Below are 12,966 nucleotides of genomic sequence, written 5' to 3' on the forward strand. Positions count from 1 at the left end.
CATGTCAGGCATTGGGGTGTGACGGATGGTGGAGACCGCGGGCGGGGGGCCGGAGGACGGCACCGCCGAGGTGCTTGACCGTCCGCTGCCCGACGGCGTGCGCCGCCGGGTCGTGGGAATCGTCTCGGACGCCTTCGGTGCCCTGACCATGTCCGAACTGCCGGCGCAGTTGCGGCAGTACGCCCGGTTCGCCCCGAACCGGCGGGCCAAGTTCGCCGGGAACGCGATGGCCGCCGCGCTGGAGACGGAACAACTCTTCCGGCAGCGGATCGGCGAGCGCTACAAGGAGACCCAGCCGGAGCTGTGCGGGGCGCTGGAAGCCGGCTCCCCGCCCCCGGCCGCCGACCCCCTGGACGTTGCGGCCGCCGCCTATGTGCTGCGCCCGCCCGGCTGGGCCAAGCTGGTCGCCGCGGCCGGCGAGGAGGCCCAGCGCGCGGACGCCGAGCGCGCCGACGAGGAGAGCCGGGCCGAGCTGGAGAAGCTCCGCGAGGCGCTGGCCGAGGCCCGCGAGCACACCCGCGCCGAGACCGCCCGGCTGCGCGCCGAGCTGGACGCGGCGAAGAAGGAGACCGACTCGCTGCACCGCAAGCTGCGCTCGGCCCTGAGCGACGTCAAGCGCGGTGAGGCCGCGCTGCGCAAGGAGCGCGCCGAGACCGAGTCCGTGCGGGCCGAGGGGCAGGCGGCCCTCTCGGCCGCCGAGAGCGAGTCCCGCCGGCTCAAGGGCCGGCTCGGTGAGTCGGAGGCCGCCCTCGAGGCGACCCGCCGCGCGGTCCGCGAGGGCCGCAGCGTGGAGGACATGCGGGTGCGGCTGCTGCTCGACACCGTGCTGGAGGCGGCCCAGGGGCTGCGCCGGGAACTGGCGCTGCCGCCGGTGTCGGTGCGTCCGGCCGAGACCGTGGACGCGGTCGAGCCGGGCCGGATGAGCCCCAAGGACATCGCCGCCCGCGCCCTGTCCGAGCACGACCCGGCGATCCTGGACCAGTTGCTGGCGCTGCCGCAGGCGCATCTGGTGGTCGACGGCTACAACGTCACCAAGACCGGCTATCCGCAGATGCCGCTGGAGAAGCAGCGGCTCAGACTGCTCGGCCAGCTCTCCGCGCTCGCCGCGCAGACCGGTGCCGAGGTCACCTGTGTCTTCGACGGCGCCGAGCTGGCCGCGCCGGTACTGCTCGCGCCGCCGCGCGGCGTGCGGGTGCTGTTCTCCAAGCCGGGGGTGACCGCCGACGAGCTGATCCGCCAGCTCGTGCGCGCCGAACCGCCCGGCCGTCCGGTCATCGTGGCCTCCACCGACCGCGAGGTCGCGGACGGCGTCGCGCGCGCCGGTGCCCGTCCCGTGGCCTCTGCGGTACTTCTCAAGCGCCTGTCCTGAACGCCCAACGGACGTGTCGGATGCCCGTATTGGTGGCGTCTGTGGACGACGTACGGTCAATCGGACGTCACTTGGTGTGAGTTGAGTGCAAAGAATGCAGCGGGAGACTGGATTTTTTGCTGTGAGGATTTGAACTGATCACAACTGGGTCACTAGGGTCGGTTCGAACCTCCGAGCGGGTGATCACTCACAAGAAGGAGTTCGTCCTCAGTGGCGTCCCATCGTCGACCCAAGCAGCCGAGCCGCACGCGTGTCACCGTGCTGACCACCGCGGCCGCCGCCGCCGTCGCGCTGAGCGCGAACGCGGCCAACGCAGCCCCGAGCGAGAAGCCCGGAAAGACCGAGGTCAAGGCGCAGGTCGACAAGCTCTACGAGCAGGCCGAGCAGGCCACCGAGAAGTACAACGGCGCCAAGGAGAAGCAGGAGAAGCTCCAGAAGGAGATCTCCACCATCCAGGACAACGTCGCCCGCGGCCAGCAGGACCTGAACAACCTGCGCGACGGCCTCGGTTCGATGGCCACCGCCCAGTACCGCAGCGGCGGCATCGACCCCTCGGTGCAGCTCTTCCTCTCCGCCGACCCGGACGACTACCTCGACAAGGCGTCCACGCTCGACCAGTTGAGCGGTCAGCAGGTCGAGGCGCTGAAGAAGATCCAGGACAAGCAGCGCGAACTCGCCCAGGACCGCGCCGAGGCCACCGAGAAGCTCAAGGACCTCGCCTCCACCCGCACCGAGCTGGGCAAGAAGAAGAAGGAGGTCCAGGGCAAGCTGGGCGACGCGCAGCGCCTGCTCAACACCCTGACCGCCAAGGAGAAGCAGGCCCTGGCCGCCGAACAGCAGCGCGCCGACCGCTCCTCGAGCGAGCGCGTCCAGCTCGGCAACGCCGTCCCCGCATCGGGCCGCGCCGGAGCCGCGTTCTCCGCCGCGCAGAGCCAGATCGGCAAGCCGTACTCCTACGGCGCCACCGGCACGGCCACCTTCGACTGCTCGGGTCTGACCTCCTGGGCCTACGCCCAGGCCGGTGTCTCCATCCCGCGCACCTCCGAGTCCCAGGCCAACATCGGCACCCGGATCTACTCCACGAGCGACCTCCAGGTCGGCGACCTCGTCTTCTTCTTCAACGACATCCACCACGTCGGTCTCTACGCGGGCAACGGCCAGGTCCTGCACGCCCCGCGCACCGGCACGGTCGTCCGCTACGAGTCCATGAGCACCATCGGCGGTCCGTTCATGTTCGGCGTCCGGGTCTGACGACACCCCCGGCCGACCCGCCACACCCGCCCGAACGGGCGAATCACGGCAACGCGCGACCCCTGGCGCCCCGCCGCTGACCTGCGTCGGCGTCGGGGCGTCACCGTGTGTGCCCACGGCGGTCGTTGGCCGGTGGGTGTCCCTGCGGCTACTGTCTGGCGCGTTTCCCCGGCACCGAGGGCTCCGGCCCTCCGCGCGCCGGGGGACGGTAACCGTCGTCCAGCGTAAGGACCGCCGTGGCGTCCCATCGCCGTGCCGCAACACCCGGATGCGACCGGGGCGCGGCCGCCCTGTGCGTGCTGTCGGCCGCGGCCGCCGCCCTCGGCGCCGTACCCGCCGCGCACGCGGCGCCCCGCGACGGCGCCCGCGCCGAACTGGACCGGCTCTACGCCCAGGCGGAGCGCGCCACCGAGGACTACGACCGGGCCGACGAGCGCGCGGACAAGCTGCGCCACGAGGTCCACGACGCCCAGGACCACATCGCCCGCACCCAGCAGCGGGTCAACTCCCTGCGGGACCAGCTCGGTTCGCTCGCCGGTGCCGAATACCGCTCCGGCGGCCTCGACCCGGCGGTCGCCCTGCTCTTCTCCGCCGACCCCGACGACTACCTCGACAAGGCGTCCGTCGTCGACCGGATCGGCGCCCGGCAGGCCGGGCAGTTGCGTGAACTGCGGGGCGCGCTGCGCGACCTCGCGCAGGAGCGCGCCGAGGCGGTGGCCACGCTCGGCGACCTGGAGCGCAGCCGCGAGGCGGTGGCCGCGCACAAGCGGAGCGTGCGGGAGAAACTCGCCCGCGCCCGGCGGCTGTTCGACGCGCTGCCCGGCTCCGACCGCGCCGAGTACACCCGGGGCTCCCGCTCCGGCCGCCCCGACCTCACCGGCCCGGGGGCGCTCGGCTCCCGCGCCGCCGCCGCCCTCGCCGCCGCCCGCTCCGCGCTCGGCAGACCCTATGTGTGGGGCGCCAACGGACCCTCCGGCTTCGACTGCTCGGGGCTGATGCAGTGGTCGTACGCCAGGGCGGGCGTCCAGTTGCCGCGCACCTCGCAGGCCCAGCGCGAAGCCGGACACCGCGTCCCGCTCTCCCAGGCCCGCCCCGGCGACCTGGTGATCTACCGCTCCGACGCCAGCCATGTCGCGATGTACGTCGGCAACGGCCAGGTCATCCACGCACCCCACCCCGGCGCCCCGGTGCGCTACGACTCCGTCGGGATGCTCCCGGTCTCCGCGGTGACCCGGCCCTGAGCCGTGCCCGTACCCCGTACGATCGGAGCGTGGCCGGCCGGAACAGCGCGTGGCGGACAGCGGCGGCGGGACTGTGCCTGCTGCTCCTGTCGGCGTTCGCCGGATGCGGCCACCCGCCCCCGGACCAGGCCGAGCGGGCCGAGGTGCAGCGGGTGCTCGACCGGCGGGCGGCCGCCCTGCTCGGCCACGACGAAGCCGCGTACGGCACCACGGGCACCCGCACCCCCTACGCCCGGCTCCGGGCGCTTCCGCTGGCCTCCTGGACCTACCGGGTCACCGCCCTGCGCCGGGACGGCACCAGCGCCGACGCCGAACTGCGCTACCGGGTCGCCGGGCAGGACACCGCACCCGTCACCGCCCGCCGCACCCTCACCCTGAGCCGCACCGCAGACGGCGGCTGGTACGTCACCGCCGAGCGGGCCGCGCACGGCGCCGGGGAGCAGCTCTGGGACCAGGGCCCGGTCACCGCCGTCACCGGCGCCCACAGCCTGGTGCTGGGCACCGGGCAGAGCGCCGCCGAGCTGCGCGGCTACGCCCGGCTCGCCGACCGCGCCGTACCGGCCGTCTCCCGCGCCTGGGGCGCCCGCTGGGCGCGGCGGGTCGTCGTCCTCGTGCCCCGCTCGCTGGACGGCATGGCCGCCCTGCTCGGCTCGCCCGCCGCCCAGTACCGGGGCATCGCCGCCGTCACCACCGCCGAGACACCGGGCGCCGGCCAGGCCCCGGCGGACCGGGTGGTGGTCAACCCGGAGGCGTACGCCATCCTCGGTGACCTGGGCAAACAGGTCGTGCTCACCCATGAGACCGCCCATGTCGCCACCCGGTCCGCGACCACCGCCGCCACCCCGCTCTGGCTGTCCGAGGGGTACGCCGACTGGACCGGCTACCTCGGCACCACCCGCACCCCCGCCGAGGTCGCCCCCGAACTCACCCGCGCCGTCGCGGACGGGCGCACCCCGGCCGCGCTCCCGGCCGACAAGGACTTCGGCTTCACCGGCGACCCGGCCGGGCTCGCCCGGTCCTACGAGTCCGGCTGGCTGGCCTGCCGGATGATCGCCGACCGGTGGGGCGAGGACCGGCTGCGCGCCTTCTACCGGGCCGTGGGTGCCCACCGCACCCGGGCGGGCGCGGTCGGGAGCGCGCTGGCGAAGGTGCTGGACACCACCCCGGAGGCGTTCACCGCCCGGTGGCGGGCCTACACGCGGGACCAACTGGGCTGAGCGCCCTCAGGGCGAGACGGTCTTCCCGTCCGCGTGCTCCGCCGAGGCAGGGGCGGGCGCGTCCCGCTCCGGGGACACGGTGGAGCGCCACAGGCGGCGGGCCGCGACGAGGGAGGCGGCGACCAGCAGGCCGTTGCGCACGAACATCAGCGTCACGCCGTACCAGTCGCTCGTCACCACGTGGACGAAGCCGAGCGGGAACTCCAGCACCGTCACCAGGGAGGCCGCCGCGACCATCAGCGCGGGGGCCGTCATCCGGGTCGCCCGGTGGGTCAGGCACACCGCCGCCAGCCCGATCAGCCACACCAGGTACTGCGGGCTTATCACCCGGCTGGTCACCGTGAACAGCAGCACCGCCGTGAACGCGGCCTCCGCGAGCGTCAGCGCGTCGGTCCGGGCCACCCGCAGCCGCCACAGCACCAGCCAGCCGAACGCGGCCCCGGTCAGCACCAGCGCGGCCGTGCTCACCACCCCGACGTAGGGGCCGAGGAACTCGATCGAGCCGTAGTTCAGCAGCACCTGGCCCTCCCAGCCGAAGTGCCGGGCCACATGGAAGACCAGGGCCCCCAGCGACTCCACCTCGGTGCCCCGGTCCCGCTGGAAGGTCAGGAAGGCGAACGCGCCGGGCATCGACACCGCGAACAGCGCGGCCAGCCCGGAGGCGGTGACCGCCGCCGACGCCCACGGACGGCGCCGGAAGGAGCCCGCCAGCAGCAGCGCGGGCCACACCTTCACCATCGCCCCGATCGCGGTCAGCACCCCGAACGCGCGCGGATGCCGGGCGGCCACCAGCAGCGCGGCCACGGCCACGGCGGTCACCATCACGTCGTAGCGCGCGTACACCGTGGGCCCGAGCAGCGGGACGGCCGCCGTCCACAGCCAGGCCCCGCGCCGCGACCGCTCCGGCTGCCCGCCGTAGCGCAGCAGCAGGCAGAGCACCGCGAGGTCGGTGACGCAGGCCAGGACGAAGAACGCGTCCGTGTAGTCCAGGAACGGCAGCAGGCCGGGGGAGAGGACCGCCAGCGCGGCCGCGGGCGGGTACTGCCAGGTGACGTCGTCCAGCGGAAACGTTCCTTGACGCAGGACCTCGTACCAGCCGCGGTAGATCACCGACACGTCCGAGGTGACGTCCGGGCCCGTGACGGTGAACACCTTGAACACGGACAGCAGCAGTGCCGCGCGGGTCACCGCCCACACCGCCGCGAGCCACGCCGGGAACCGCCCGGCGCCCTTCGTGTCCACGTGATCCCCTGCCGTTCGGTCGTGTGTCGTGCGCGTCGGAAGACTCATGATGTCCTTTACGGCCGTGCCCCTGCCACAGACTCCGCCGGACCCGGGCCCCGGCGGCCCACCCGGTAGGGTCGGCGGCGATGCACAAGACCCTGATCGTGACCAACGACTTTCCGCCCCGGCCCGGCGGCATCCAGGCGTTCCTGCACAACATGGCGCTGCGCCTGGACCCGGACCGGCTCGTGGTCTACGCCTCCACCTGGAAGCGCGGCCGCGAGGGCGCCGAGGCGACCGCCGCCTTCGACGCCGAGCAGCCCTTCACCCTCGTACGCGACCGTACGACGATGCTGCTGCCCACTCCGGGGGCGACCCGGCGGGCGGCGGGACTGCTGCGCGAGCACGGCTGCACCTCCGTCTGGTTCGGGGCGGCGGCGCCGCTCGGCCTGATGGCGCCCGCGCTGCGCCAGGCCGGCGCCGAGCGGCTGGTCGCCACGACCCACGGTCACGAGGCGGGCTGGGCCCAGTTGCCCGCCGCCCGTCAGTTGCTGCGCCGGATCGGCGAGTCCACCGACACGCTCACCTACCTCGGCGAGTACACCCGGTCCCGGATCGCGTCCGCGCTCACCCCGGAGGCGGCCGGGCGGATGGTCCAACTGCCGCCCGGTGTCGACGAGAAGACCTTCCACCCCGGCTCCGGCGGGGACGAGGTGCGCGCCCGGCTCGGGCTCACCGAGCGGCCGGTCGTGGTGTGCGTCTCCCGGCTGGTGCCGAGGAAGGGCCAGGACACCCTGATCAGGGCCATGCCGCACATCCTGGCCGCCGAGCCGGACGCGGTGCTGCTCGTCGTCGGCGGCGGCCCCTACGAGCGCGACCTGCGCCGGCTGGCCGCCGAGACCGGCGTCGCGGACTCCGTACGCTTCACCGGCGCCGTGCCCTGGGCCGAACTGCCCGCGCACTACGGAGCCGGGGACGTCTTCGCCATGCCGTGCCGCACCCGGCGCGGCGGTCTGGACGTGGAGGGGCTCGGCATCGTCTACCTGGAGGCGTCCGCGACCGGACTGCCCGTCGTCGCCGGTGACTCCGGCGGCGCCCCGGACGCCGTCCTCGACGGCGAGACCGGCTGGGTGGTCCGGGGCGGCGAACCCGCCGAGGCCGCCGAGCGGATCACCGCCCTGCTGGCCGACGAGGGACTGCGCCGCCGGATGGGCGAGCGCGGCCGTGGCTGGGTCGAGGAGAAGTGGCGCTGGGACCTGCTCGCCGAACGGCTGAAGGTGCTGCTCTGACGAAACGGCGCCGGGGAATCCCCGGCGCCGCTCTCTTCGATGGTGGGTCAGGAGGCCGGCTGCTTCGCGTAGATGGCCTCGATCTCGCCCGCGAAGTCCTTGGCGACCACGTTCCGCTTGAGCTTCAGCGACGGCGTGAGGTGGCCCGACTCCTCGGTGAACTGGGTCGGCAGGATACGGAACTTGCGCACCGACTCCGCCTTCGACACCGCCGCGTTGCCGTCGTCCACGGCCGTCTGGACCGCCGCGTTCAGGTCCGGGTCGGCGAGCAGCGAGGCCGTCGTCGCGTCCGCGGGCTTGCCGTGCTCGGCGGCCCAGCGGCCCAGGAACTCCTCGTCGATGGTGACCAGCGCGCCCACGAACGGCCGCCCGTCGCCCACCACCATGCACTCCGCGACCAGCGCGTGCGCCCGGATGCGGTCCTCGATCACCGCGGGGGCGACGTTCTTGCCGCCCGCCGTGACGATGATCTCCTTCTTGCGGCCGGTGATCCGGAGGTAGCCGTCCTCGTCCAGGGTGCCGATGTCCCCGGTGTGGAACCAGCCGTCGGCCAGCGCCTCGGCGGTCGCGTCCGGGTTGTTCCAGTACTCCTTGAACAGGTGCTCGCCGTGCAGCAGCACCTCGCCGTCGTCCGCTATCCGCACGACCGAGCCGGGCAGCGGCTGGCCGACCGTGCCGATCTTCTGCCGGTCCCACGGGTTGAACGCCGTCGCCGCGCAGGACTCGGTCAGGCCGTAGCCCTCCAGCACCGTGAAGCCGATGCCCCGGAAGAAGTGGCCGAGCCGCTCGCCCAGCGGAGCGCCGCCCGAGATCGCGTACTCGCCCCGGCCGCCGAGCACCGCGCGCAGCTTGCCGTAGACCAGCTTGTCGAAGACCCTGTGCTTGAGCTTCAGCTTCAGCGACGGGCCCGCCGGGGTGTCCAGCGCCTTGCTGTAGGCGATGGCGACGTCCGCGGCCTTGTCGAAGATCGCGCCCTTGCCGTCGGCCTGGGCCTTGGCGCGCGCGGTGTTGTAGACCTTCTCGAAGACGCGCGGTACGCCCAGGATCAGCGTCGGCCGGAAGGCGGACAGCTCGTCGGTGAGGTTCTTGATGTCCGGGACGCAGCCCAGCTTGATCGGCGCCATCATGGGCGCGACCTGCACCAGCCGCCCGAAGACGTGCGCCAGCGGCAGGAACAGCAGCACCGAGCACTCACCGGTGCGGAACAGCGGGCGCAGCCGCTCCACGATGTTGCCGCACTCCGCGAAGAAGCTGCGGTGGGTCAGCACACAGCCCTTGGGGCGGCCGGTGGTGCCGCTGGTGTAGACGATGGTCGCCGGGTCGTCCGCCTTGGCGAGGGAGCCGCGCTCCGCCACGGTCGCGTCCGACACGTCCTGGCCGAGCCGCGTCAGCTCCTCGAGGCCCCCGGCCTCGATCTGCCACACGTGCTTGAGCGCCGGCAGCGACTCGCGCACCGAGTCCACGGCGGCCGCGTGGCCGTCCAGCTCGACGAAGGCGGCGGTCGCGCCCGAGTCGGAGAGGATCCAGCGGACCTGCTCCGGCGAACTCGTCTCGTACACCGGCACGGTGACCGCGCCCGCGCTCCAGATGGCGAAGTCCAGCAGCGTCCACTCGTAGCGGGTGCGGGACATCAGGCCGACCCGGTCGCCCGGCTGCACACCGGCGGCGATGAGGCCCTTGGCGGCGGTGAGCACCTCGGCGAGGAACTGCCGTGCCGTCACGTCCTGCCAGGCTCCGCCCACCTTGCGTGCGATGACGGCGACGTCCGGGTGCTGGGCGGCGTTTCTGCGGACGATGTCCGTCAGGTTGCCGTCGGCGGGGACCTCGTACAAAGCCGGAAGGCTGAACTCGCGCAAAACTGCTGCTCCTCGTAGGGCGCCGGCGCCACGACACTGTGTGATGCGACGGTGCGGTCCATGGCTCGGGCGGGTGCTCGGGGGGTCCCGCCTGCCGGGGGTGTTCTCCGAAGCACGACCGGACTGCCCGGACGTTACCCGTCGGTATGACCTCTGGGACAGGGGGTCCGTGCCAGATGTTCGCTGCGTCACACGGGATAACCTGCTTTGGCGCACAGTAGTCCACCTCTTGACCAACGGGCGAGTAACCGCAGGCCAGAAGCGCCACTGTTCACGTACACCGCACACCTCTACCCTTGATCGCCATGGCTTCCACACCCACCCGGGGCCCCCGGACCCGCGGCACCCGAGGCACCCGCGTCCACGTGATCAGCGACGTGCACGGGAACGCCCGTGACCTCGCGCGGGCCGGGGAGGGCGCCGACGCGCTGATCTGCCTCGGCGATCTCGTCCTCTTCCTCGACTACGCCGACCACTCCCGCGGGATCTTCCCCGACCTGTTCGGCGCGGAGAACGCCGACCGGCTCGTCGAGCTGCGCACCGCCCGCCGCTTCGAGGAGGCGCGCGCCCTCGGCCGGAAGCTGTGGGCCGGGATCGGCACCGACCGCGACGCCGCCATCGAGCAGGCGGTGCGCCGCCAGTACGCCGAGATGTTCGCCGCCTTCCCCACCCCGACCTACGCCACCTACGGCAATGTCGACATGCCCCCGCTGTGGCGCGAGTACGCCCGGCCCGGCACCACCGTGCTGGACGGCGAGCGGGTGGAGATCGGCGGCCGCGTCTTCGGCTTCGTCGGCGGCGGCCTGCGCACCCCGATGCGCACCCCCTACGAGATCGACGACGAGGAGTACGCGGCGAAGATCGAGGCCGTCGGCGAGGTGGACGTGCTGTGCACCCACATCCCGCCCGAGGTGCCCGAACTGGTCTACGACACCGTCGCCCGCCGCTTCGAGCGCGGCAGCCGCGCCCTGCTGGACGCCATCCGGCGCACCAAGCCCCGCTACTCCCTCTTCGGCCACGTCCACCAGCCGCTCGCCCGCCGGATGCGCGTCGGCGCGACCGAGTGCGTGAACGTGGGGCACTTCGCCGGGACGGGCAGGCCGTGGGCGCTGGAGTGGTGAAGCGGCCCGCGCGCGGCACCGGGGTGACGGCCGCCCGGGGGCGGCGCGGTAGCCTTCACGCTGCACACACGTGCGCACCCCGCGCGTGAGAGAACGTTCTTCGGCCGCATCTGGAGGAGCCACGGCGATGGCGGAACACACCAGTTCGAGCATCACGATCGAGGCGGCCCCGGCCGATGTCATGGCGGTGATCGCCGACTTCTCCCGCTACCCGGACTGGACCGGCGAGGTGAAGGAGGCCGAGGTCCTCGAGACCGACGGCCGCGGCCGCGCCGAGGAGGTCCGCCTCGTCATGGACGCGGGCGCCATCAAGGACGACCAGACCCTCGCCTACACCTGGACCGGCGAGCACGAGGTCTCCTGGACCCTGGTGAAGTCCCAGATGCTCCGCTCCCTGGACGGCAGCTACCTGCTCAAGCCCGCGGGCACCGACGCCACCGAGGTCACCTACCGGCTCACGGTCGACGTCAAGATCCCCATGCTCGGCATGATCAAGCGCAAGGCGGAGAAGGTCATCATCGACCGCGCGCTGGCGGGCCTGAAGAAGCGCGTCGAGACGGGTTCCTGACCTCCGCCCGCCCCCTTCGGCGGCCTCAACTGCCTTGACGCGCGGCGCGAAAGAGGCTTCGGCTCCGTTACCGTTCAGCCTCATGCGTACCCTCCTGATCACCGGGCCGGGCGGCAGCGGCCGCACCAGCGTCGCCGCCGCCACCGCGCTGGCCGCCGCCCGCACGGGCGCCCGCGTGCTCGTGCTGGGCGCCGACCGCGCCGACACGCTCGGCGCTGCCCTCGGCACGGTGACGGGACCCACGCCCACCGAGGCCGCCGAGAACCTCACCGTCTGGCGTCCCGACGCCGGCGGGCGTTTCCGCGAGGACCTCACCGCCTTCCAGGACCGCGCCGCCACCGTCCTCGACCTGCTCGGCGCCTCCCGGCTGGACGCCGAGGAGGTCACCCCGCTGCCCGGCGCCGAGGAGCTGTCCCTCCTGCGCGCCCTGCGCGACGCCGCCCTCTCCGAGCGCTACGACCTGCTCGTCGTCGACCTCCCCCCGCTGCCGCAGGCCCTCGCCCTGCTCGCCCTGCCCGAGGAACTCCGCCGCTACCTGCGCCGGCTGCTGCCCCCCGAGCGGCAGGCCGCCCGCGCCCTGCGCCCCGTCCTCGGCCGCCTCGCCGGGGTCCCCATGCCCGCCGACTGGCTGTACGAGACGGCCGCCCGCTGGGACCTCGAACTCGCCGCCGTCGAAGCCGTCGTCGCCGACAAGGGCACCACCGTCCGGCTGGTCGCCGAACCCGGCCCGGCCGGGGACGACGCCGTCCGCACCGCCGCACTCGGCCTCGCCCTGCGCGGACTGCGCGCCGAGGCCGTGATCGCCAACCGCGTCCTGCCCGAGTCCGCCGACGGCACCTGGCTCGCGGGCCCGGCCGCCCAGCAGCGCAAGACCCTGGCCGACTGGGCCGAGGCGTACGACGTACACACCGTCCCCCACCTCGGCCACGACCCGCGCGGCACCGACGACCTCACCGCACTCGCCCCGCCCGGCGTCAACCCCGCGCCCGCCCCCGTGGAGTGGCCGGTCACCGACCGCCTCGCCGAGGACGGCACCCTCGTCTGGAGCCTCCCGCTGCCCGGCGCCGCGCGGGACGACCTCGACCTGATCCGGCGCGGCGACGAACTCGTCGTCACCGCCGGACCCTTCCACCGGATCGTCCCGCTTCCCTCCGCCCTGCGCCGCTGCACCGTCGCCGGAGCCGCGCTGGCCGACGGCGAGCTGTGCGTCCGGTTCGCGCCCGACCCCGCCCTGTGGCCCGCCACGGGACGGTGAACGGACACCCCCGTTCGGGTAACGTCGAAGACGCGAACCGTAGTCAGGAGCCCGCCATGAGCGAAGAGCGCCCCGCACCCGAATCCCGGACCCCCGAGGAGCCCGCGACCGCCAAGGAGCCGCGCGCGTCCGACGCCGACGCCTGGGCCACCGCGACCGCCGAGGACCTCGCCGCCGAGAAGGCGCGGCGCCGCGGCACCGGCACCCCGCCCCCCGGCACCGCCGCCGAGGAGCTGCGCCGGCTCATGGACACCATGGCCGACAAGCTCTCCGGCCTGCAGTCCCCGCTGCTCGGCGCCGTCGCCGGACCCGCCGCCCAGCAGGCCGTGCGCCAGATGGTCCAGCAGGCCAAGGCGGCCGTCGAGCCGGTCGTCGAACGCAATCCGCAGGTCTTCGACCACCTCGCCGCCGCCGGGAGCGAGCTGCTCGCCGCCTACCGCTCGGCGGTCCAGGCCCAGGAGCAGCGCTGGACCACCGGCGGACCCACCCCGCCCCCTGACGGCACCGGTCCCGCCGGCCGCCGCGACCCTGGTGAGGGCACCGGGCCGGGCGAGCGCATCGACCTGGACTGACGG

The 12,966-nt window shown here is 73.7% G+C and carries 11 protein-coding genes; 9 read left to right on the plus strand and 2 right to left on the minus strand.

The window, feature by feature from the left end:
* Positions 1-25 precede the first annotated feature (25 nt).
* From HEK131_RS07160 to HEK131_RS07175, 4 genes are all read left to right on the plus strand, one after another.
* On the plus strand, positions 26-1,369 hold the full coding sequence (locus HEK131_RS07160) for an NYN domain-containing protein (RefSeq protein ID WP_244334123.1): 1,344 nt from the start codon (positions 26-28) through the stop codon (positions 1,367-1,369).
* Positions 1,370-1,579: 210 nt separating this feature from the next.
* On the plus strand, positions 1,580-2,620 hold the full coding sequence (locus HEK131_RS07165; RefSeq protein WP_217465367.1) for a C40 family peptidase: 1,041 nt from the start codon (positions 1,580-1,582) through the stop codon (positions 2,618-2,620).
* Positions 2,621-2,856: 236 nt separating this feature from the next.
* Positions 2,857-3,861, plus strand: a complete 1,005-nt coding sequence (locus tag HEK131_RS07170) for an NlpC/P60 family protein (RefSeq protein ID WP_244334124.1) — start codon at positions 2,857-2,859, stop codon at positions 3,859-3,861.
* Between the two features lie 29 nt (positions 3,862-3,890).
* Positions 3,891-5,078, plus strand: a complete 1,188-nt coding sequence (locus HEK131_RS07175; RefSeq protein WP_244334125.1) for a hypothetical protein — start codon at positions 3,891-3,893, stop codon at positions 5,076-5,078.
* Positions 5,079-5,084: 6 nt separating this feature from the next.
* On the opposite strand, the gene HEK131_RS07180 is transcribed toward HEK131_RS07175, so the two are convergent.
* On the minus strand, positions 5,085-6,320 hold the full coding sequence (locus HEK131_RS07180) for a glycosyltransferase family 87 protein (protein ID WP_244334126.1): 1,236 nt from the start codon (positions 6,318-6,320) through the stop codon (positions 5,085-5,087).
* Between the two features lie 128 nt (positions 6,321-6,448).
* Between HEK131_RS07180 and HEK131_RS07185 the strand changes: the two genes are divergently transcribed.
* Positions 6,449-7,591 (plus strand): glycosyltransferase family 4 protein, encoded by a 1,143-nt coding sequence (locus HEK131_RS07185; RefSeq protein WP_244334127.1) that lies wholly within the window; start codon positions 6,449-6,451, stop codon positions 7,589-7,591.
* 47 nt (positions 7,592-7,638) lie between these two features.
* Here HEK131_RS07185 and HEK131_RS07190 read toward each other — a convergent pair whose 3' ends face one another.
* Entirely contained in the window at positions 7,639-9,447 is a 1,809-nt protein-coding gene (locus tag HEK131_RS07190; protein WP_217465371.1) for an AMP-dependent synthetase/ligase, read from the minus strand.
* Positions 9,448-9,752: 305 nt separating this feature from the next.
* On the opposite strand from HEK131_RS07190, the gene HEK131_RS07195 reads away from it, so the two are divergent.
* The 4 genes from HEK131_RS07195 (at position 9,753) to HEK131_RS07210 (ending at position 12,963) form a co-directional block, all read left to right on the plus strand.
* Entirely contained in the window at positions 9,753-10,568 is an 816-nt protein-coding gene (locus HEK131_RS07195; protein WP_244334128.1) for a metallophosphoesterase family protein, read from the plus strand.
* Positions 10,569-10,695: 127 nt separating this feature from the next.
* Entirely contained in the window at positions 10,696-11,136 is a 441-nt protein-coding gene (locus tag HEK131_RS07200) for an SRPBCC family protein (RefSeq protein ID WP_217465373.1), read from the plus strand.
* A gap of 82 nt (positions 11,137-11,218) precedes the next feature.
* The gene (locus HEK131_RS07205) at positions 11,219-12,391 is read left to right on the plus strand and encodes an ArsA family ATPase (RefSeq protein WP_244334129.1); all 1,173 of its coding nucleotides are present in this window, start codon (positions 11,219-11,221) and stop codon (positions 12,389-12,391) included.
* 56 nt (positions 12,392-12,447) lie between these two features.
* A complete protein-coding gene (locus tag HEK131_RS07210) occupies positions 12,448-12,963 on the plus strand; it encodes a DUF5304 domain-containing protein (protein ID WP_244334130.1) in 516 nt (171 codons plus the stop codon).
* Positions 12,964-12,966: the final 3 nt, after the last annotated feature.

Origin of the sequence: Streptomyces seoulensis, assembly GCF_022846655.1 — a bacterium.
Taxonomy (GTDB): Bacteria; Actinomycetota; Actinomycetes; order Streptomycetales; family Streptomycetaceae; genus Streptomyces.